Origin of the sequence: Halomonas sp. 5021, assembly GCF_036663435.1 — a bacterium.
Lineage (GTDB): Bacteria > Pseudomonadota > Gammaproteobacteria > Pseudomonadales > Halomonadaceae > Vreelandella > Vreelandella janggokensis.
The window spans coordinates 52,937-72,719 of the sequence record NZ_JAXOVU010000015.1 but is presented as its reverse complement, the minus strand read 5'-3'; the positions used below and the strand labels follow the sequence as shown (position 1 = coordinate 72,719).

The following is a 19,783-nucleotide window of genomic DNA, read 5'->3' as shown; positions in this document are numbered from 1 at the left end:
GAAGGGTTTTTACTATGTTGGAAGTTAAAGATTTACACGTCACCGTCGAAGGCAGCGAGATTCTCAAAGGCCTCAGCCTCACAATCAACGAGGGTGAAGTGCATGCCCTGATGGGGCCTAACGGCGCGGGTAAATCCACGTTATCGGCTGTGATTGCGGGTAAGGATGGTTACGAAGTCACTCAGGGCAGCATTACCTTCAAAGGTCAGGACGTGCTGGAAATGGAAATCGAAGAGCGCGCCCAGGCAGGGCTGCTGCTGGGTTTCCAGTACCCGGTCGAAATCCCTGGGGTAAAGAATATCTACCTGCTCAAAGCAGCGCTCAACGCCCAGCGTGCCGCGCGGGGTGAAGATGAGTTGCCAGCGCCTGAGTTCATGAAGCTGGTAAAAGAGAAGCTTGGCCTGATGAAAATGGATGCCAGCTTTCTTCAGCGTGCGGTCAACGAAGGCTTCTCTGGCGGCGAGAAGAAGCGCAACGAAATTCTGCAAATGCTGGTGCTTCAACCCAAACTCGCCATGCTTGACGAGATCGACTCGGGGCTTGATATCGACGCCATGAAAGTTGTTGCCGACGGGGTTAACAGCTTGCGCGCCGAAGACCGTGCGATTCTGCTGGTTACCCACTACCAGCGCCTGCTCGATTACATCGTTCCGGACAAGGTTCACGTCCTGGTCGACGGGCGCATTGTCAAAACCGGTGATGCAGAGCTTGCCAAAGAGCTGGAAGCCAACGGGTACGAAGGCATTGAGGAGTCTGTGGCATGAGCGACACGCAAACGTTTTTGGACACGCTGAACGCGCGTAGCCAACAGCGCGACGCTGAGCCGACCTGGATCGCGGCTCGCCGTCAGGCTGGCGCGGCACGCTTCGAGGCCATTGGCTTTCCCACTCGCCGTGATGAAGAGTGGAAATACACCGATGTTCGCTCTATTGCCCAGGGCAATTTTGCCCTGGCGGAAAGTGCCGAGTTCTCTCAGGCTCAGGCAGCCGCATTGACGCTGCCCCTGGATGCCTACCGGCTGACGTTTGTCGACGGTGTGTTTTCATCAGCGCTTTCTGATCTGGACGCATTGCCCGATAGCGTTCAGGTGCTGCCGCTGTCCAAGGCATTGACCGACAACCATGAAGCTGTTGGCGGGCCGCTGGGTCGCCTGACAAGCGTTGATTTTTCCGCCTTTGCGGCACTCAATACGGCGTTTATGGAAGAAGGTGCCGTGGTGCGCATCGCACCGGGGACGGTGGTTGAAAAGCCAATCCTGCTACAGTTCCTTTCCCGTGCCGGTACGCCAGTGATGAGTCATCCGCGTATTCTGGTAGAGGCGGGCGGACGCAGCGAAGCGACGCTGATTGAGCACTATGCCGGCGAAACCGATGCCACAAACTTCACCAACGTGGTGGCTGAGTTGATGCTGGACCGTGGTGCGATTCTGAACCATTACAAGCTTCAGGAAGCCCCGCTGGGTGACATGCACGTGGCCAGTATCCACGTAGAGCAAAGTCGCGATACCCGGTACAGTTCCTACAACCTGAATCTGGGCGGTGCGCTGGTGCGTAACGACCTGATCAGTGATTTGAACGGCCAGGGTGCGGAAACCAATTTCCTCGGGCTGTTCTTTGGCCAGGGTCGCCAGCACGTCGATAACCACACCAAGGTCAACCACAATGCGCCGCTGACGTTCTCCAACGAGAACTACAAGGGCATCCTGGATGACCGTGCCCATGGCGTGTTTAACGGCAAGGTGTATGTCAAGCGCGACAGCCAGAAGATAGAAGGCTTCCAGAGTAATCAGAACCTGCTGCTCTCCGACCGCGCGCACATCGATGCCAAGCCCGAGCTTGAAATCTATGCGGACGACGTCAAGTGCTCCCACGGCACGACCACCGGCCAGCTCGATGAAGAAGCCATCTACGCATTGCGTACCCGGGGAATCGACGAAGCGACCGCTCGTGGCCTGCTGACGCTGGCGTTTGCCGGTGAAGTGCTGGATCAGGTGGCGCTGGATGCCGTGGCAGAGCGCGTGGAACTTGCCGTCGCCGGTAAATTGCCAGAGCGCTTTAACCTCGCCGGGTTGGTAGAAGCAGCGGTTTCGCTCAACGACTAATCAAGGAGCTATCGATGCCCCATACCGTGATTGAGACGCCCTTGGAGCAAGACAGCGCACGCTACGACCTGACCGCACTACGCCGGGAATTCCCGGTGCTGGAACGCGAGGTTAACGGCAAGGCGCTGATCTACCTGGACAATGCGGCGACCAGCCAGACGCCGCAGCCAGTGATAGACGTATTCAGCGATTACTATTCGCGCTATAACGCCAACATTCACCGTGGGCTGCACACTCTGGCGGATGAGGCCACCGCGGCGTTCGAGGGTACGCGTCAGCGGGTGAAAGGGTTTCTCAATGCGGAAGACGCGCGTCAGATTATCTTTACGCGGGGCACCACCGAGGCGATTAACCTGGTAGCGCAAAGCTGGGGGCGTAACCAGTTGCATCCAGGGGATGAAGTGTTGATCTCGATGCTGGAGCACCACTCCAACATCGTGCCCTGGCAACTGCTGGCAGCCGAGCGTGGTTTTACCATCAAGGTCATTCCCGTCGACTCAGATGGCGCGCTGGATATGGACGCCTACCGGGAGCTGTTAAGCGAGCGCACCAAGCTGGTCGCGGTCAATCACGTGTCCAATGCCTTGGGCACGATCAACCCCGTTAAAGAGATGGCAGCGCTGGCGCATCAGTTTGGCGCCTTGATCCTCATTGATGGCGCTCAGGCTGCGCCGCATCAACGGGTTGACGTGCAGGATATTGATGCCGATTTCTATGCCTTCTCGGGGCATAAGGTCTACGGACCTACCGGCGTTGGTGTGCTGTATGGCAAAAAAGCGCTGCTGGAAGCGATGCCCCCCTGGCAGGGCGGCGGTGAGATGATCGACACCGTTTCCTTTGACGTCGGCACTACCTTTGCGGCTATTCCGCACAAGTTCGAGGCGGGGACGCCGGCGATTGCCGAAGTCATTGCCTTGGGCCGCGCCCTTGAGTGGATGGAAGGTGTCGGGGTCGAGGCGATTAGTGCCTGGGAAGGCGTTTTGCTTCATCATGCCACCCAGGCGGTCAGCCAGGTGGACGGATTACGTATTCTGGGTACCGCACCGAACAAGGCCGGCGTGCTATCCTTCGTGGTTGACGGGGTGCATGCTCAGGATATTGGCCTGTTGATCGACCAGTTGGGCGTGGCAATCCGCACGGGGCATCACTGCGCTCAACCGCTCCTGCATCACTTCGGGGTAGACGCAACGTGCCGGGCGTCATTTGCTGCGTATAATACCCTTGAAGAGGTAGAGACGTTTGTGGCGGCGCTCAACCGCGTGATCGGAATGGTGCGCTAAGGGAGTTTATGGATATCGAGCAAGTAGCCAGTTTGCAGCGTGGACAAAGTTTACCGCTTCAGCGTGATGTGGAGGCGATCGCGATACCGTTTGGCAGTACCGAACAGTTGCCGGAAGATAGCGTTGTAAGCGTCATGCAGGCCAAGGGCAGCACGGTGAGCGTTGGTTTTGAGGGTCGGTTATTCTTGATCGAAGGCAGTAATCTTGATGCGCTGGGACTTCCACCACTGCCGCGACCGACGCTGCACGAAGATGCCACGGAAGACGAAATCGAGCAGTTCGTCTGGGATCAGTTGCGGACATGCTTTGACCCGGAGATACCCGTCAATATCGTCGACCTGGGGCTGGTTTACGGCTGCCGGATTGAGCGACTGATCAGCGGTGAACGAATGGTGACCATTCGTATGACGCTGACCGCCCCTGGCTGTGGCATGGGTGATGTGATTGCTGCCGACGCGCGTAACAAGATCCTGGGGGCGCCGCAGATCAGCAAGGTGCATACCGAGATTGTCTTCAGCCCGCCCTGGAGCCGTGACATGATGAGCGAAGAGGCGAAGCTTGAGCTGGGTATGTTCTAACGGCGGGATGGCGCTCTAGATGCGTATACTGCTGATCAGATGGATATCGCGCATGTTAATGTCGCTAGGAGCATTGCTGCTTCTGGCGACATTGCTATTTGTAGGTGGCAATCTATGGGTTCTGGGGCGAACAAGCGCTTATATCCATGAACAACTTTCCCAGTGTGTACCCGCAGAGGTAGGCGTCGTGTTTGGTACCTCGAACTGGACACGCAGCGGTATGCGCAACCCCCACTTCCATGCGCGAATGCGCACCGCGGCCCAACTGGTTGACCATCAAAAGGTACAGCATCTGCTGTTGTCAGGCGATAATCGTACTCAGGCCTATAATGAACCGCGGGCCATGTGGCGAGACTTAACACGCCGAGGCGTAGCGCCTGAGCAGTTGACAATGGACTTTGCCGGTTTCAGTACCTACGACACCCTGGCAAGAGCGCGTGACGTTTTTCAGCTAGACCAGGCGGTATTGATTACCCAGGACTGGCACTTACCCAGGGCGATCTTCATCGCCCAGGCATTGGGCATGCAGGTAACGGGCTGTGTCGCTGAAGAGCGCGATGGAGCGGGTGGCTGGCACGTGCTGATGCGTGAGTGGGCGGCCAGGGTAGCAACACTCGGTGATCTGTATATCTGGGGACGCGAGCCTTACTTTCTAGGCCCACCTGAGCCTATTCAAACCTTACCCGAGCGCACTGATTAGCTTCGTGACTTGCGTTTTTGCAGTTCGTATAGCTCGCGAATCAACTGACGACAGCCCTTCATGCAATCTTCGATAACCGGCTCAATGGGGGCGGGTAGCGGATGAGTGAAGAGCGTTGACAACGCCTGCATCAAAACACGTTCCTGCTCCAGTAGCTCATTGATCAGCACCTGACTGTCGTTGCCGACAAAACTTTTCAGACGGCTCCAGAGCCATAAAAAGTCGTCTCGCTCAACGTCAGCATCTCGGGGTAGCATCTTCAGATGTGTCCGAGCCAGGTCTTGTAACTGGTGCATGGATTCTAGGCGTGCAGCGTAATGCGGCTTCAATGCTTCGCGCAGGGAAGGGCGCAGGCGTTCTATATTGTCCTGAAAATAATCAATGCTATCGGCCAGCGCTTCCAATGCGCTGTCCATCGCCACTTGGCGATTGTCGAGAAACATGAGCGTCTACCTCCTTCGGTGACGCAGATTGTGGCGGGGGCGCGCTAGATTTGCCACCCCCTTGACGAATTATTTTTGCACAGACCGGTTAGCCTTTCGGCTTGGGGGGTGCTTTACGCGCCGGCATGGCATTTTTTTCGATGTGCTCAATAATCATGCTGGCGATATCTTTGCCAGTGGCACTTTCGATGCCATGCAAGCCAGGCGAGGAGTTCACCTCCATGATCACCGGACCATGATTGGAACGCAGCAAATCGACACCCGCAACCCGCAGCCCCATGGCTTTGGCCGCACGGATGGCGGTGGAGCGCTCTTCAGGCGTAATCCGGATGACGCTGGCGGTGCCGCCGCGGTGAAGGTTCGAACGGAATTCACCGTCGGCCGCCTGACGCTTCATCGAGGCCACGACTTTATCACCGATCACGAAACAGCGGATATCGGCACCGCGTGCTTCCTTGATGTACTCCTGCACCATGATGTTGGCTTTCATGCCCATAAAGGCCTGAATAACCGATTCCGCCGCCTGATTGGTTTCAGCCAATACCACACCAATGCCCTGGGTGCCTTCCAGTAGCTTAATGACCAGCGGGGCACTCTTTACCATGGTGATCAGGTCGGGAATATCATCCGGTGAGTGGGCAAAGCCGGTAATGGGGAGCCCCAACCCTTTGCGTGACAGTAACTGGAGTGAGCGCAGCTTATCCCTGGAGCGCGTAATCGAGACATTATCGTTGATAACGTAGGTGCCCATCATTTCAAACTGACGGAGCACCGCGCAGCCATAAAAGGTGACGGATGAGCCAATCCGCGGGATGACCGCATCAAAAGGCTCGATTTCCTGCCCCTTGTAGTGAATCGACGGATGGTGAGAGGCAATGCTCATGTAGCAGCGCAGGGTGTCGACCACTCGCGCCGTGTGTCCACGACCTTCAGCCGCTTCCACCAGGCGGCGCGTGGAGTAGAGGTTGCGATTACGGGAAAGCAAAGCGATATGCATGCGAAACTCCAAGCCTAGTCGAAGGGGCGTAGTGAAAGAGGAAGTGGAAAACTAGCGTGGAATGTTAACAAACTTAGGGTTCGCCGTGTAAAAACGCAGCGCCCGGTGCCACCAGCAAACGGCGCATCGCACGGCGTCCCAATAGCATGGGGTGTCGCATATTGCTACGGTCCGCCAGGCTTAGCTCAACCGGAAAGTTAAGATCGCCCAGGCGCATTGGGGTGCGGATCACATACCGCCATTCAGTGTGTCCGTTCGAGCTGGTCACCCGTCGGCGATCATGTAAATGCACTTTCAACCGGTGAGCCGGTGTTTCAGGCCCGCCACTATGGGTAATAAAACTGACCCATAGCTGACCATCTTCGTCTTCATGGGTCTCGATCTCCTCGGCGTGTAGCGCAGAGGTACGTGCACCCGTGTCTGCTTTGCAGCACAGATGAAGTGCCAGATCCGGCAAATAGACCATTTCTCGACGGCCAATAACCGCTTTGGCCTGGTAAGGGAGTTCTTTCAAAACCACTCCTTAGGAAGCCGATGATTAACAACATTGCGCTTTACTTTCATCGGGCGTTCCTCAGCATCATCAGTAATCAACCCTGGGATTATCCGCTATTGGCCGTCAGTTCAACCACGCGGGCGTGGATCCTTGAGCCTTCCGGTGCGTCACGCAGCGCCATCAGTAACGGCAGGCGTAGCCGGGGAATCAGCGCCAAGTCTTTTACCATCGCAATAAAATCGGTGCGTTCGTCATCAGCCAGTCGCGACAGGAAAAGCGGTAGACGTTCGCCGTCTTCCAAATGTGACCAGCCCCTTCCTGCCATCGCTGCCAGTACGTCGGGCCCACTGGTGGTCTCGTCGCGGAGCAACTGAGCATACCAATGGCCTACTTCGTCAGTTTCCGTGGCTCCGACGGCGCGCACACAGGCACACAGCATTTCCAGATCACCTGCAATGATGGCTTTTTCACCCCGTTGGCGCAATGCGGCGACCAAGCTGCCGGGCAGAGGCTCATGCTCCAGGCAAAGGCAAAATGCCTGAGCAACCTCTGTGGGTAAATGGGCGAGCTGGGTGGCTAACCGTTCCGCCGTCTCTTCATCGAGGCGGACTACCACGTCGGCGACACCCTGTAACCCCAACTGTTGCCAATCTAGCGCCTGTGGGTCACGGAGGTAAGCGTCAACGGGGTCAAAATGCTGGCTTGCAGGCAAGTCAAACGCATGGGTTGCCCTGGCATTAAGCATCGCCTGAAAAGGGGCGCTCGGGGTAAAGGCGAGCGGGTTGTCCTTCATCAGGTTGTCAGCTTCTGAGCCACGCGTCTGGCCTAGTTGTGAGACGTTGCGGCCCAGGGTTTCAAGTAGCCGATTCAGAAACGCATCGCGCTGGGCGGGCACCAGATAGCCTTCCTCGTCCAGCGGCAGGGCCAGAAACCAGATCGCCGGTTCGGGCATATCACCCAGACGAAACACGATGGCCACGCGCGCCTGACCTTGCCAGGGTGCAGGCCATGGGCTCTGGGCATTTTCAAGCTGGCGTAGTGCATCCATAGGGCACGGGGTAACGCACCGTCCCATATGATAAAGCGATACACTGGCGCCGCTGCGCTGAAAAAACTCGTCTAGGGTGCGAATTGGTTGCATAACGTCCTTTCCCATTGCAAGCCTGCACTCTACCTTGCGGATAGCAGCCTGTCAGCCGTAGGCATTGATAATATCACGCCTTTTTTACTGTCTGGTTAAAAATTAAACAGTCATCGCCAACCCGCATGGGGAACGCGGATGCGATACCTTTCCATAGCTTATCCACAGTCTCTTGCAGGTTTTCTGTGAATCTGTGAATAACGAAGATCTCGGTGGATGAGTGGCAACTCAGCCATAGAGTTGGGATAATGCCCTTTAAATATCTGATTCAACATAGGTGGTTTATGGGCGCACATCGCGAGCTTCATACCGCGCTTCTTGATCTTGAAGCGACGCTAAAGGCCGCTGACCTATGGCGTATGCCAATCCCTGAGACAGCGGCTTTTTCCAGCCAGCAGCCGTTCTGTGTCGATACAATGTCGCTGCTCCAGTGGCTGCGCTTTGTATTTATCGCGCGCCTGGAGTCGCTGGTTGAAGCTGGTGGGCCGATGCCGGCCAAATGTGAGGTGGCACCCGCCGTGGCGGCCTATTTGCAGCAGGAGCAGACACCCGCCCATCATCAACTGCTCGTTGTGCGGGCTGTGGAGAGAGTGGATAAGGTCGTCACTGAAAACTGAAGGCCGATGTAACAACAAAGCCCGCCGCAAGGCAGGCTTTGTGGATAACGCCTGAGAGTTATTGGCTGTCAGCCTAGAAACGATAGCTGAGGCCACCCATGACCACGACAGGGTCGATCTCAACGGTACCGGCCGCTGCACCGTTAATGCTGGCATCGGTATCAATGTCGATGTACCAAGCCGCGGCGTTCAGCGCCCAGTGGTCATCAATCAACAGGTCCACGCCTACCTGGCCTGCCGCGCCCCAGGAGTCATCCAGATCTAAATCACCAGTCGTCAGCTCTTCATCGGAGAAGTGGGTGTAGTTAACACCTGCACCCACATAAGGCTGTACCCGGGACTGCGTGCCGCCCAGCGGGTAATACTGGAGCGTCAGGGTTGGCGGTAGGTGCTTGGTGGAGGCGATATTACCACCGTTCAGGTGGATATCGTGCTCGAACGGCAGCGCCGCCAGGAGCTCCACGCCAACGTTATCGAGAAAGCGGTAGCCCAGGGTGAACGCAAACTCGGTTTCATCCTGTACATCCACGGCCAACGCACCGTTGGCCAGTGAGCCGTTGTCGCTTTTAGGCGCGACTTTGGCAACACCAACGCGGGTAAAGACATCACCCGCGCCGTAAGCGAAAGCCTGGCTGCTGGTTATCAGCGCCGCAGCGGCAACGGTGGATACAAGTAGGGTAGGCAGGGCGGCTTTACGCATGGGGGTACTCCTGATGTTAAAACAGACAGTTTCAAACGACTCGTTGCAACGCTGGACGGCTATTCGCTAGCCGTTTAACGATGTGACCAGTGTAACGAGATCCAGTGAGCGGATTATTGATCCAGGGCAAGGGTTGTTAGGCAGGTATTATCAAAGAGGAGAGGTATGTGGAGTGGCCTGATTCAGGGGCGGGCCACCGGTCAATTGGATAATCCAGAAAAACGCTATTGCCAATAAAAAAGCCACTCACGAGGAGTGGCTAACGATTGATTGCTGAGACAGCCTGGAAGGAGGAGGGCGCCGCATAAAACCGCTGCCCCCCTCCATGGCACTAACCACTCAATACCGGTCTATTCGGCGGTGGCCAGCAGGCTGGCGTTGCCACCGGCTGCGGTGGTGTCAATGCACAGATGGCGTTCGACCACGTAGCGATCCGGCGAGATGGTTTGGGTCTCGAGCGGTATGTTGGCGCCATCGCGCTTGGCCAGGGCTGTGCGCAGTTCACGGGTCCAGTCGCTGTCGCCAGCGGCGGCGACCGCCGCGATACCTTTGATGTCACTCAACGTCTCGGCCGAGACGCTTCCATCAAGCCCGGCGACGGGCACCCCGGCATCGATCAGCGGTTTCACCGCCTGTTCGGCGCCTGGCGCGACCAAGACGGCCGCACAGCCAGTACCGAGGGCCTGTGCGGCTTGGGCGATGGCAATATCCAGGGTTGGCCCGAGGCACAGAACCGCTCCCTTCGGGTACATCGCCAAGCGGTTACTTTCACCCGTTGGCCCCGGTAGCGTCTGCGGCGTCATGTCCAACGCAGCCGTCTCGTTGAGCGCCTTGCGTATCACGCCGCCTTTGCCGGATAGCGCCTTGCGTAGCACTTCGATCCGGTTGGGTCGCACCGCCCAGTTGCGCGCATCCAGTCCATCAAGCGCGGATTGGAGATCACCCAGTGAGACCGCTTTTCCTTCTGGTGCATTCCTGTGCTCGGCCTCCGCGGTGCGGCGGAAGCGTGTCACGTAGAGCGGGCCACCGGCCTTGGGGCCGGTGCCTGATAGGCCCTCGCCGCCGAACGGCTGGGAACCGACGATAGCACCGATCTGGTTACGGTTGACGTAGACGTTGCCGACATGGATGCGCTCGACGATCTGCTGCACGCGGTCATCGATACGAGTATGCAGGCCGAAGGTCAGCCCGTAGCCCTTGCCGTTGATGTCATCGACCACCTTGTCGATATCCCGCGCCTTGAAGGTGGCCACGTGCAACACCGGGCCAAAGATTTCACGCTCGAGATCCTCGATGCCGCCAACATCGATCACCGCCGGGGTAACGAAGGTGCCGGTCTCCGGCGCTGAAAGTTTCTTCAGCACCTTGCCGTTCTTCTCGTTCGTCGCTACATAATCGCTGATTTCCTGTTGGGCATCGGCGTCAATCACCGGCGACACGTCAGTATCGGTATTCCAGGGGTCGCCGATGGTCAGCGCGTCCATGGCACCGTAGAGCATGTTAAGCAACCGGTCCCGGGCCTCTTCCTGGACATACAGCATGCGCAGCGCGGAGCAGCGCTGACCGGCCGACTGGAAGGAGGAAATCAGGATGTCGCGTACCGCCTGCTCGGTGAGCGCCGTGGAATCGACGATCATGGAGTTGAGCCCGCCGGTTTCGGCGATCAGCACGGCATCAGGCCCGGCGTTCTCGGCCAGCGCCTTGTGGATGATCTGCGCCACCGGGGTCGAGCCGGTAAAGCAGACACCGGCAATTCGCGGATCGCTGGTCAGCGGTCCACCTACCGTCGGGCCATCGCCCGGGAGTAGCTGCAGCGCCGCTTCAGGCAAACCGGCTTCGCGCATCAACTCGACGGCACGGGCCGCGATCAGGGGCGTCTGCTCGGCTGGCTTGGCGAGCACTGCGTTACCGGCCACCAGGGCGGCCGCGATCTGCCCGGTGGTGATGGCCAGGGGGAAGTTCCACGGGCTGATGCAGACGAAGATACCGCGGGCGCTGCCGGGCTCTTCCGCTTCCAGCCGCTCGCCTTCGTTGGCGTAGTAGCGTAGGAAATCCACTGCCTCACGCACTTCGGCGATACCATCGAACATCATCTTGCCCGCTTCGCGGGTGGTGATCACGGTCAGTTCAGCGATGTGTTCTTCGTAGAGGTCGGCGGTGCGGCGCAGTACCGCGGCGCGCTCGGCCGCAGGGCGTGCCGACCACTCTTTGAAGCCTTGCTCGGCGGCGTCGAGGGCCGTGGCGACCTCTTCCGGGGTGGCTTCATGCACCTTACCGATTACCCGAGAGCCGTCGGCGGGGGAGACCGCATCACGTGCCGGGCCCTTGGGAGCCGGGTTGCCTGCCAGCATCGGGCCTGCAGTCCAGGTGGCGTCGGCAAAGGTTTCACGCGCATCGAGCAGCGGCAGGATCGAAGCCGGCTCGTTGATACGGTAGCCCTTGGAGTTCTTGCGATCAGGCTCGAACAGCTCGCCGGGCTGGCGGATCAGGGGGCTTGATACGTCATTGCCGAGCTGCTTAAACCCTTCAATGGGATCCTTCGAGACCTCGCTCGGGGGAATCGAACTATCCACTACCTGGTTAACGAACGAGGAGTTGGCGCCGTTCTCCAGCAGGCGGCGAACCAGATAGGCCAGCAGATCGCGGTGGGCGCCGACCGGCGCGTAGATGCGGCAGTGGGTGCCTTCCGACTCCTTGACGATGTGGTGCAGCGACTCGCCCATGCCGTGCAGGCGCTGAAACTCGTAGCTGTCCTTGTCATCGCCCGCCATCTCCACGACGGCAGCACAGGTGTGGGCATTGTGGGTCGCAAACTGCGGATAGATGCGGTCGCGCCGGTCGAGTAACATCTGGGCGCAGGCCATGTAGCTGACGTCGGTATTGACCTTGCGGGTGAAGACCGGGAAGGTTTTGACGCCCATTTCCTGGGAGAGCTTGATCTCGGTGTCCCAGTAAGCACCTTTTACCAGGCGTACCATGATTTTGCGATCGAAGCGCTCGGCGAGTTCGTAGAGCGTCTCGATCATCGGCGCTGCGCGGCGACCGTATGCCTGCACGACGACCCCGAAACCATCCCAGCCGTCCAGGCTGGGGTCGGCCATCAAGGCTTCGATCACGTCCAGGGACAGATCCAGCCGGTCTTGCTCTTCAGCGTCGATATTGAAACCGATATTGGCTTTGGCCGCTTGTTGCACCAACTCTTTAGCGCGGGGCAATAGCTCTGCCATCACCGTGTCACGGTGGGTGTATTCATAACGCGGGTGCAGCGCCGACAGCTTCACCGAAATGCCGGGGCTACCGCGGACATCACCCTTGGCCTGCTCGGCGATAGCAGAGATCGCCTTGGCATAAGCCTGGTGGTAGCGGACGGCATCTTCGTCGGTGCGCGCTGCTTCGCCCAGCATGTCGTAGGAGTAGGTATAGCCTTGCTTTTCGAGCTCACGGGCATTCTTCATGCCTTCTTCGATGGTCTGACCAAGCACGAACTGGCGGCCAAGGATCTTCATCGACTGGCCAACTGCTTTACGCACGACCGGCTCGCCCATGCGCCGAACCAGACCGCGCAGTGCCCGTGTGGGCCCCTTGGGATCTTCTTCCAGTACCTTACCGGTCAGCAACAGTGCCCAGGTCGAGGCGTTGACCATCGAGGATGCTGACTTGCCCAGGTGGGCGCCCCAGTCGGACGGCTCGATCTTGTCGTGGATCAGGTCGTCGATGGTTTCCGCATCGGGTACGCGCAGCAGCGCTTCTGCCAGACACATCAAGCCGACGCCTTCGGTAGTCGAGAGCCCGTACTCGGCCAGGAACGCCTCCATCATCGAGGGCGACCTTTCCTTGCGCACACGCTCTACGTACTTGGCGCCAACGGCGGCGACTTGCTTGCGGTCATCCTCCGACAGCTTGATACGCTCGATAAGCGCGTGCAGTACATCTGCCTCATTGGCGTCGTAATTCTTGCGAATGCGCGAGCGCAGGTCACTCACGTCGCTATGCAGATGAGGATTGGCTTCGTTCATAGGGGTCTCTCCTTGCTAGCCGACACGTAACGTTATTGCGTCGGTTAGGGTTTAGTCGGTCTTTTGGCAGCAAACACAAAAGATCAAACCAACAGAGGGCTCCTGGGGGGAGCCCTCCTGATACGTTGAATGTATCCTGCGCGCTCTTGCTAGCGGGTAATGTGCTGATACTCGCCGGCATCGGCCGTGGCGCTGCTTACCACCAGGATGGCAAGGAAGGCCGCGATGAAGCCGGGAATGATCTCGTAAATGCCCGGGCCACCCATGAAGGAAGCGTTCCAGCCCAGGGCAATCCAGATCATTACGGTGAGGGCACCCACGACCATGCCAGCAATGGCGCCATTGCCGTTGGTGCGCGACCACATCAGCGACAGGATGATCAGCGGGCCGAAGGCGGCGCCGAAGCCTGCCCAGGCGTTACTGACCAACCCGAGTACCTGCGAGTCTGGGTCCGACGCAATCACGGCGGCTATCAAGCCCACCAGGACGACGCTCACACGGCCCACGTTCACGCACTCCTTGTCCGTGGCCTCTTTACGCAGGAAGAGGCGATAGAAGTCCTCGGTCAGCGAAGAAGACGCTACCAGTAGCTGGCTGGAAATGGTGCTCATGACCGCCGCCAGCAGCGCTGCATACAGGAAGCCGGTGATCAGCGGGTGGAACAGCAACTCCGCCAGGATAATGAAGATGGTTTCCGGGTCTTCGACATTCATGCCGTTGCGAACCGCATAGGCGCGACCAAAAATACCCAGCGACACCGCGCCGATCAGCGAGATGGCCATCCAGCTCATGCCGATGTTGCGGGCAATCGGCACATCCTTGAGCGTGCGGATTGCCATGAAGCGCACGATGATGTGTGGCTGGCCGAAGTACCCAAGCCCCCAGGTCACCGCAGACAGCCAGCCGATAAAGGTCAAGCCTTCCGTCCACGACAGCAGCGTGGGATCGACTTCATTGAGGGTCTGTGATGCCTGACCGAAGCCGCCGCCGCCTTCGCCAAAGAGCACCACCGCCGGCATGATCACCAGGGCCAGCATCATGATGCAGCCTTGGACGAAATCGGTCATGCTCACCGCCAGAAAACCACCGACCACGGTGTAAACCAGCACGACGCCGAGGGTGATCAGCACGCCCGCACCATAGTCGCTCATGCCGCCAATGTTCACGACCCCCGCAAAGGCGCTTTCGAACAGCTTGCCGCCGGCCACCAGGCCCGATGCGGTGTAGACCGCAAAGAAGATGACGATCACGATGGCAGACACCGTGCGCAGGGAAAGCGACCGTGTCGGGAAGCGGTTTGCCAGGAAAGCCGGAATGGTGATCGCATTGCCATAGTGAACCGTCTGTTCACGCAGGCGCGGAGCGACCAGGATCCAGTTGAACAATGCCCCCACCAGCAAGCCAATACCGATCCAGGCCGATCCCAGGCCAGAAGCGAACATCGCCCCGGGCAAACCCAGCAGCAACCAACCGCTCATGTCCGACGCGCCAGCTGACAAGGCGGCCACTTTGGGGCTGAGGTTACGGCCACCCAGCATGTAGTCTTCCGAGGAAGAGGTAGCCTTGCGCATGGCATAAATGCCAATGGCAATCATGAGCGCAAAGTAGGCAATGAGACTAATCCAAACACCAATAGCCATGTAACTTCTCCAGTTCGTCAGGACGGCGTTAATTCCGCCCAGTTTGTGCGGTTACCGGGAAGTGCCCGGTAGTGATCCGCATTATTTTTATTAACCCTGTTTTCTACTCACACCACGAGGCCCAACGAGCGCCCGCTAGAACTAGAAAGAGTGTCAGAAGGGTTGATGGCACGGTTGTCAGCAACGACCCCAGTATTATTTTCGACCATAAGAGAGTTCCCTGTTCATGAGTTTTGGTTTGTCGATGATGAGCTGCTCACCCATCGCCCGGCGCCGAAAGCGGCGCATTTCCGCCCAGTGAAGCGGTAATATTGGTAACAGGACGTAAAGCCTGAGCTAACGCTCGAATGTAGAGCGGTGTGGCTATCGGTGTATGCCATTTCCGCGGGAAAATGTGTCAAATTCGAGGTAAGTCGATCACTTATAAGACGTTAGTTGAGTTTGGCAGGCTCTGCCAGCGGATTAAATGGACGGCTAGTCAACGGGCTGGAGAGTCTGCGGGATTGACGAAGCTGGCGGGGAGAAAGGCCATAGCTGCGGCGAAACGCATGCGATAGTGCACTCTGGTTGGCAAAGCCGGTTTGCAGCGCAATATCGGTCAACGACAAGTGGCTCTGTACCACAAGCTGATGCGCAGCATGCAGTCGCTGGCGCTTTACGTATTGCCACGGAGAGAGGCCTGTCTGTTGACGAAAACGTTCTGAAAAATGTGCCTCGCTCAGGCATACCAGTTTCGCCAGGTCGGCAACACGCAGATTGTCGGCCATATGCTGCTGAATAAAACGGTCAAGGTGGCGAATATCGAGGCGCGAGGGTGGTTCAGGGGCATTGCCCAGTCGCCCCTTGAGAGCACCTAGAAAGGTGGCAGCCAGTCGGTCATGTTGAAAGGGCGGCAGGCCAGGGGAGTCGGTCTGGCCAAGCTCGCATTCCATGAAGGCCAGGTAGTGGCGCAGTGAGGCATCCAGGGCAAAAAAACGTGGCGCATCGAACAAGGCGACAAGCTCGCGCTGCTCACCGGTAAGCGCCGGTGCATCTTCTGGCAGGTCCAGTATCAACTGTCGGTTATAGCCGCTGCCCGAGTAGTAATGCTCATGATTTGCGGGCACGATGCAACCCGAAAACGCATTGACACGCCCGCCCAGCCCCTCGATTTCAAACTCCGATGCACCGCACAGAGTAATAACGATCTGGTGAAAATCATGAGCGTGGTGACGCGTAGCGCTTTCCAGAGGAATTCGACGAATGGTGCTGGGCATAGGAGTCTCCGCCGCCACCTGAGTTAATGTGCATGGAGTTCTGTGTGAGCCGCCAAATGATCGCGCAGGGCTTTCAGCTCTGCCTGACCCTCTTCATTAAGCAGGGGCTTTCCCTGAGCCAGTTGCCAGCGCCTGCCATGTTGATCCATCAAGTGGGATGCCCGTCTCCGCACGCCCTCTAAGTATTCGTTATGCCGGATGGGGTAGCCGATCAGGGCGTTCCATTCCGTTTCGCTCACCTGGCTGGCCAACGCTTTGTCAAAAAGCGCCAGCAGATCTTTCGGTTCAGTGCGGTAGCGTGGCGTGCGCGAGGTCAGCAAAACGGCCAGGACACTGCCAATCACCAGAAAACACACCCCAAATACCAAAAGATAAAGTGCCATGCAGTACTCCCTTGGGGATTGAGCGTGAAATGACGATAAAGGCCATTATACCGTTCACATTTTTCGAAACGAAAATTTTGCAGATTGCCGAACTTTTTCAGAACAGCGTGTCTGAGTATGTACAGGCAACGTAGTGATAGCAGTCGCTAAAGGTGTTGCCTCGATATTGTTTTGATCCCTTGCTTCCGCTGCTCCATGAGCAGCGGTTTTTTTTGCCTGGCGATAATGGCTTCACGGCAGTGTGCTTTTGCAACGTTCTGCGACAGCCTTCTCAGTGACGGCGAATGGTTAGCAGGGCGACAAGAATATCGCGTCGTGTGACAATCCCTACCAGGCGGCGTTGTTCAACCACCGGATATATTTTGGGTTTTGCGCCCAGCATTTCCTGAGCCAGATCGGTGATGCTTTTCGCCGGGGTGACGCTGAGCACCTCATTGCGCATCAGTTCCTTGACCAATGGCGCCTCATCGTCATGGTACACGCTGTCAAGAACGCGGCCCAATACATCCTGTTCTGAAATAAAACCGATCAGGTTGTCGTGCCGATCAACCACAGGCGCACCCGGCAGACGATGCAGCGCGAGTCCCTGGGCCAACGTGGTGATCGACATTTCCGGCGAGACACGATAACAATCGCGAGACATGATATCGCGTACATTGTGTGGCGTGGGTTTTGACATTGCGGCTCTCCTTTTGCGTGAGCATGGCGAACGTTTTGTTAACCGTCACTTTATTCACTTTAGAAGATTTACATACAGATGCGATGATCATCCTGCAGGGGCATTCAACGTTTTAAAGGCGCTTGTAAAGGGGCGCGAGCGTCGCAATTGTTACTCTTATCTGGTCGAATAACCCAAAGGGCTAACGACAACTGACCCTAATGACTTAGCGTGAGGAAACATTATGGACGCACGTGAATATTTGAATCGTAAAGGGGTGCCGCTGGATCGCGATGCCGACCGCCCCAACACGCTGGAAGAAAAATCCTGGGAGCGTGCGCGTGAGGCCGGGCATCAACGTCCCAAGGTGGGGACACCCCACGATTGGGAAGAGTGGGAGCGTTATCATGATGATCTGGCGCACGACGCTGACGCGCTGACGCAAAAAATCGACAAGGACGCACACCGCAAGACGAAGGTTAACGAGTCCACCAAGGCTGAAGCGACGCCCACTGTTGATAAAAGCGTTGAATTTTACACTCCTGAAAAACCATCCGGTAATGAATCGGCGACGCAGCCACCGCCGCTGACAGACATGCCTTCATCGGTGAAGGCGGCGTATTATGCATTGGCAGTGCTATTCCCGCCATTGGCGGTAGCGCTGACGGATGGGGGCGCACGACGCGTCACCATCGCGACCTTACTGACGCTCTGTGTCTGGCTACCAGGGGTTGTTTTCGCTCTTGTATGGCTTCGCCGACAATAAGGCGCCAATTCCCAGGCAGATTCACCTACACAGGCGATGTTTTTGCCCGTCAGCCATTGGCAATAGCGATGCGCGACGTATAATCCACGTCAACTTTTATATTATCTGGGGTTTACGATGGCGTATCTCGTCGGTGTCACCGCGCTGTGGGCGTTCTCTTTTTCGCTGATAGGCGTTTACCTGGCAGGCCAGGTTGACAGTTATTTTGCGGTACTCCTTCGGGTAGGGCTTGCCGCCTTGGTGTTCTTGCCGTTCCTGCGGCCGAGCCTGTTAAAAGGCAAACAGCGTTTGGCACTGATGGTGCTGGGCGCCATTCAGCTTGGCATTATGTACACCTTCTTCTACCAGTCGTTTATATTGCTGTCGGTTCCCGAAGTTCTACTTTTTACTATCTTTACGCCTGTTTACATCGCATTGCTGGATGATCTGCTGTTTGGTCGCTTCACGCCGATCTACCTGTTAAGTGCTGCCCTGGCCGTGATTGGCGCGGCGGTTATTCGCTACGATGGGGTGGATAGTGGTTTTTGGGCAGGCTTTTTAGTCGTCCAGGGAGCCAATCTGTGCTTTGCCATTGGCCAGGTCGGCTACCGGCGTTTAGCGGCTGACTTGCCCGCTGACTTGCCTTGGCACAATGTGTTTGGCTGGTTTTTTATCGGCGCCATGGTGATTGCGCTGCCGGTCTTTCTAGTGTTCGGTAATAGCGCCGCCTTGCCAACAACCAGCGTGCAGTGGGGCGTGCTGGCCTGGCTTGGACTGGTCGCGTCGGGCGTCGGTTATTTTGCCTGGAACCAGGGTGCCACGCGGGTAGATGCAGGCACGCTTGCGGTCATGAACAACGCGCTGGTACCCGCAGGGCTGGCCGTCAACCTGTTGATCTGGAACCGTGAAGCCGATGTGGCTCGGCTGTTGCTCGGCGCGGGGATCATGGCAGCGTCGCTGTGGCTGAATCACTGGTGGCTGCAGCGCAAGCAGGCACACCCTGCCTAGGGCCTGTTGACGTTTCACTCACGTAAGTCCATTTGCCCGCACTGCCTGCTCTGGCCATAATGGCTTGATCTTACTTGTGTCGACTCACGACCCATCATGTTCAGGAAGCTGCTGTGCCATCGAATACGCCAAAGGAGTCAGGGCGGCCATTTAGTACCATCGGGCTAATTGGCCGCCTGGGCAGCGATAAAGTCGTCGACTCGCTGCAGCGCTTAGTTAACTACCTGGTTGAGCATCGCTACCGTGTGCTGGTCGAGGACCGCACGGCCACGGTAATCCCGCACCATGGTCAGCCCGAGGCCAGTCGTCGTGCGCTGGGGGAAATGTGTGACCTGGTGATCGTGGTCGGCGGCGATGGAAGCTTGCTTGGCGCGGCCCGCACCCTGTGCCATAGCGGTACGCTGATTCTAGGCGTTAACCGCGGGCGGCTGGGGTTTTTGACCGATATCTCCCCGGATGAACTGGAAACCCGCGTTAGCGAAGTGCTGGCCGGCGAGTTCGAGCGCGAAGAACGCTTTCTGCTGGATATGGCGTTATATCGCAACGGTGTGATGGTGGGGTCGGGGGAAGCGCTCAACGAAGTCGTTGTCCATCCTGGCAAAGCGGTGCGCATGATCGAGTTCGAACTTTTCATCGATGGCCAGTTCGTATACAGCCAGCGTAGCGATGGGTTGATTATCGCTACGCCGACAGGCTCTACTGCCTATGCGTTATCCGGGGGTGGGCCGATCATGCACCCCAAGCTGGATGTGATTACCCTGGTGCCGATGTTTCCGCATACGCTTTCAAGCCGCCCCATTGTGATTGATGCGGCCAGCGAGATTCGCCTGCACATCGGTGAGACCAACCAGTCCTATCCCCACGTCAGCTGCGATGGGCAAACCCGCTCGGTTGCCAAACCGGATGATGTTGTAGTCATTACGCGTAAGCCAGAGCGAGTCCAACTGGTGCATCCCATTGGGCATAATTTTTACGAGGTGCTGCGCAGCAAACTTGGCTGGAGCAACCGGTTGGGAGACTGAAG

Annotated in this window: 19 protein-coding genes; 9 read left to right on the top strand and 10 right to left on the bottom strand. The window is 57.6% G+C overall.

The features are described from left to right. Positions 1–14 precede the first annotated feature (14 nt). From sufC to R3F64_RS17395, 5 genes are read left to right on the top strand one after another with little or no spacing between them, the layout of a single operon-like run. Positions 15–764 carry a Fe-S cluster assembly ATPase SufC gene (gene sufC, locus R3F64_RS17415; protein WP_085919917.1) on the top strand — a complete coding sequence of 250 codons (750 nt, stop codon included), beginning with the start codon at positions 15–17 and terminating at the stop codon, positions 762–764. Beyond that, on the top strand, positions 761–2,101 hold the full coding sequence (gene sufD, locus R3F64_RS17410; protein WP_264827035.1) for a Fe-S cluster assembly protein SufD: 1,341 nt from the start codon (positions 761–763) through the stop codon (positions 2,099–2,101). Before sufC ends, sufD begins: the two co-directional genes overlap by 4 nt. 14 nt (positions 2,102–2,115) lie before the next feature. Further along, the gene (locus tag R3F64_RS17405) at positions 2,116–3,381 is read left to right on the top strand and encodes an aminotransferase class V-fold PLP-dependent enzyme (RefSeq protein ID WP_268902256.1); all 1,266 of its coding nucleotides are present in this window, start codon (positions 2,116–2,118) and stop codon (positions 3,379–3,381) included. Positions 3,382–3,389: 8 nt separating this feature from the next. Then, complete coding sequence (gene sufT / locus R3F64_RS17400; protein ID WP_066317380.1) at positions 3,390–3,959, top strand: putative Fe-S cluster assembly protein SufT; 570 nt, start codon at positions 3,390–3,392, stop codon at positions 3,957–3,959. A 19-nt stretch (positions 3,960–3,978) separates the two neighbouring features. Further along, entirely contained in the window at positions 3,979–4,659 is a 681-nt protein-coding gene (locus R3F64_RS17395; RefSeq protein WP_264827038.1) for a SanA/YdcF family protein, read from the top strand. Here the strand turns inward: R3F64_RS17395 and R3F64_RS17390 are convergent. The 4 genes from R3F64_RS17390 to R3F64_RS17375 all read right to left on the bottom strand — a co-directional run bounded on the left by R3F64_RS17390 (position 4,656) and on the right by R3F64_RS17375 (position 7,736). After that, complete coding sequence (locus R3F64_RS17390) at positions 4,656–5,102, bottom strand: hypothetical protein (RefSeq protein ID WP_264827039.1); 447 nt, start codon at positions 5,100–5,102, stop codon at positions 4,656–4,658. The genes R3F64_RS17395 and R3F64_RS17390 overlap by 4 nt on opposite strands. Before the next feature lie 88 nt (positions 5,103–5,190). Next, positions 5,191–6,099 carry a 30S ribosomal protein S6--L-glutamate ligase gene (gene rimK, locus R3F64_RS17385; protein WP_085919913.1) on the bottom strand — a complete coding sequence of 303 codons (909 nt, stop codon included), beginning with the start codon at positions 6,097–6,099 and terminating at the stop codon, positions 5,191–5,193. A 73-nt stretch (positions 6,100–6,172) separates the two neighbouring features. Then, positions 6,173–6,613, bottom strand: a complete 441-nt coding sequence (locus tag R3F64_RS17380) for an ATP-dependent zinc protease family protein (protein ID WP_085919912.1) — start codon at positions 6,611–6,613, stop codon at positions 6,173–6,175. Between the two features lie 88 nt (positions 6,614–6,701). Continuing rightward, a complete protein-coding gene (locus tag R3F64_RS17375; RefSeq protein ID WP_332612788.1) occupies positions 6,702–7,736 on the bottom strand; it encodes a DUF3549 family protein in 1,035 nt (344 codons plus the stop codon). 284 nt (positions 7,737–8,020) lie between these two features. Between R3F64_RS17375 and R3F64_RS17370 the strand changes: the two genes are divergently transcribed. After that, positions 8,021–8,353, top strand: a complete 333-nt coding sequence (locus tag R3F64_RS17370; RefSeq protein WP_085919939.1) for a YqcC family protein — start codon at positions 8,021–8,023, stop codon at positions 8,351–8,353. A 73-nt stretch (positions 8,354–8,426) separates the two neighbouring features. On the opposite strand, the gene R3F64_RS17365 is transcribed toward R3F64_RS17370, so the two are convergent. From R3F64_RS17365 to R3F64_RS17340, 6 genes are all read right to left on the bottom strand, one after another. Further along, the gene (locus R3F64_RS17365) at positions 8,427–9,053 is read right to left on the bottom strand and encodes an OmpW/AlkL family protein (RefSeq protein ID WP_264827042.1); all 627 of its coding nucleotides are present in this window, start codon (positions 9,051–9,053) and stop codon (positions 8,427–8,429) included. Positions 9,054–9,403: 350 nt separating this feature from the next. After that, a complete protein-coding gene (putA, locus tag R3F64_RS17360) occupies positions 9,404–13,069 on the bottom strand; it encodes a bifunctional proline dehydrogenase/L-glutamate gamma-semialdehyde dehydrogenase PutA (RefSeq protein WP_332612784.1) in 3,666 nt (1,221 codons plus the stop codon). 149 nt (positions 13,070–13,218) lie between these two features. Beyond that, positions 13,219–14,709: a sodium/proline symporter PutP gene (gene putP / locus R3F64_RS17355; RefSeq protein WP_085919908.1), complete on the bottom strand. Its 1,491-nt coding sequence runs from the start codon at positions 14,707–14,709 to the stop codon at positions 13,219–13,221. 431 nt (positions 14,710–15,140) lie between these two features. After that, complete coding sequence (locus R3F64_RS17350) at positions 15,141–15,965, bottom strand: AraC family transcriptional regulator (protein ID WP_085919907.1); 825 nt, start codon at positions 15,963–15,965, stop codon at positions 15,141–15,143. Positions 15,966–15,988: 23 nt separating this feature from the next. Next, on the bottom strand, positions 15,989–16,348 hold the full coding sequence (locus R3F64_RS17345) for a hypothetical protein (RefSeq protein WP_085919906.1): 360 nt from the start codon (positions 16,346–16,348) through the stop codon (positions 15,989–15,991). 271 nt (positions 16,349–16,619) lie between these two features. Then, positions 16,620–17,027 carry a CBS domain-containing protein gene (locus tag R3F64_RS17340; protein WP_085919905.1) on the bottom strand — a complete coding sequence of 136 codons (408 nt, stop codon included), beginning with the start codon at positions 17,025–17,027 and terminating at the stop codon, positions 16,620–16,622. 223 nt (positions 17,028–17,250) lie between these two features. Here R3F64_RS17340 and R3F64_RS17335 point away from each other — a divergent pair, with 223 nt between their 5' ends. From R3F64_RS17335 to R3F64_RS17325, 3 genes are all read left to right on the top strand, one after another. After that, positions 17,251–17,772 (top strand): YqaE/Pmp3 family membrane protein, encoded by a 522-nt coding sequence (locus tag R3F64_RS17335; RefSeq protein WP_085919904.1) that lies wholly within the window; start codon positions 17,251–17,253, stop codon positions 17,770–17,772. 117 nt (positions 17,773–17,889) lie between these two features. Beyond that, positions 17,890–18,759 carry a carboxylate/amino acid/amine transporter gene (locus R3F64_RS17330; RefSeq protein ID WP_085919903.1) on the top strand — a complete coding sequence of 290 codons (870 nt, stop codon included), beginning with the start codon at positions 17,890–17,892 and terminating at the stop codon, positions 18,757–18,759. A 113-nt stretch (positions 18,760–18,872) separates the two neighbouring features. Beyond that, positions 18,873–19,781, top strand: coding sequence for an NAD(+) kinase (locus tag R3F64_RS17325; RefSeq protein WP_085919902.1), 909 nt, complete (start codon positions 18,873–18,875; stop codon positions 19,779–19,781). Positions 19,782–19,783 lie beyond the last annotated feature (2 nt).

What these genes read in the sequence shown, in the direction of transcription:
- sufC (WP_085919917.1), top strand. Translation starts at nt 15, where the DNA reads ATGTTGGAAGTTAAAGATTTACACGTCACCGTCGAAGGCAGCGAGATT.
- sufD (WP_264827035.1), top strand. Translation starts at nt 761, where the DNA reads ATGAGCGACACGCAAACGTTTTTGGACACGCTGAACGCGCGTAGCCAA.
- R3F64_RS17405 (WP_268902256.1), top strand. Translation starts at nt 2,116, where the DNA reads ATGCCCCATACCGTGATTGAGACGCCCTTGGAGCAAGACAGCGCACGC.
- sufT (WP_066317380.1), top strand. Translation starts at nt 3,390, where the DNA reads ATGGATATCGAGCAAGTAGCCAGTTTGCAGCGTGGACAAAGTTTACCG.
- R3F64_RS17395 (WP_264827038.1), top strand. Translation starts at nt 3,979, where the DNA reads ATGCGTATACTGCTGATCAGATGGATATCGCGCATGTTAATGTCGCTA.
- R3F64_RS17390 (WP_264827039.1), bottom strand. Translation starts at nt 5,102, where the DNA reads ATGTTTCTCGACAATCGCCAAGTGGCGATGGACAGCGCATTGGAAGCG.
- rimK (WP_085919913.1), bottom strand. Translation starts at nt 6,099, where the DNA reads ATGCATATCGCTTTGCTTTCCCGTAATCGCAACCTCTACTCCACGCGC.
- R3F64_RS17375 (WP_332612788.1), bottom strand. Translation starts at nt 7,736, where the DNA reads ATGCAACCAATTCGCACCCTAGACGAGTTTTTTCAGCGCAGCGGCGCC.
- R3F64_RS17370 (WP_085919939.1), top strand. Translation starts at nt 8,021, where the DNA reads ATGGGCGCACATCGCGAGCTTCATACCGCGCTTCTTGATCTTGAAGCG.
- R3F64_RS17365 (WP_264827042.1), bottom strand. Translation starts at nt 9,053, where the DNA reads ATGCGTAAAGCCGCCCTGCCTACCCTACTTGTATCCACCGTTGCCGCT.
- putA (WP_332612784.1), bottom strand. Translation starts at nt 13,069, where the DNA reads ATGAACGAAGCCAATCCTCATCTGCATAGCGACGTGAGTGACCTGCGC.
- putP (WP_085919908.1), bottom strand. Translation starts at nt 14,709, where the DNA reads ATGGCTATTGGTGTTTGGATTAGTCTCATTGCCTACTTTGCGCTCATG.
- R3F64_RS17350 (WP_085919907.1), bottom strand. Translation starts at nt 15,965, where the DNA reads ATGCCCAGCACCATTCGTCGAATTCCTCTGGAAAGCGCTACGCGTCAC.
- R3F64_RS17345 (WP_085919906.1), bottom strand. Translation starts at nt 16,348, where the DNA reads ATGGCACTTTATCTTTTGGTATTTGGGGTGTGTTTTCTGGTGATTGGC.
- R3F64_RS17340 (WP_085919905.1), bottom strand. Translation starts at nt 17,027, where the DNA reads ATGTCAAAACCCACGCCACACAATGTACGCGATATCATGTCTCGCGAT.
- R3F64_RS17335 (WP_085919904.1), top strand. Translation starts at nt 17,251, where the DNA reads ATGGACGCACGTGAATATTTGAATCGTAAAGGGGTGCCGCTGGATCGC.
- R3F64_RS17330 (WP_085919903.1), top strand. Translation starts at nt 17,890, where the DNA reads ATGGCGTATCTCGTCGGTGTCACCGCGCTGTGGGCGTTCTCTTTTTCG.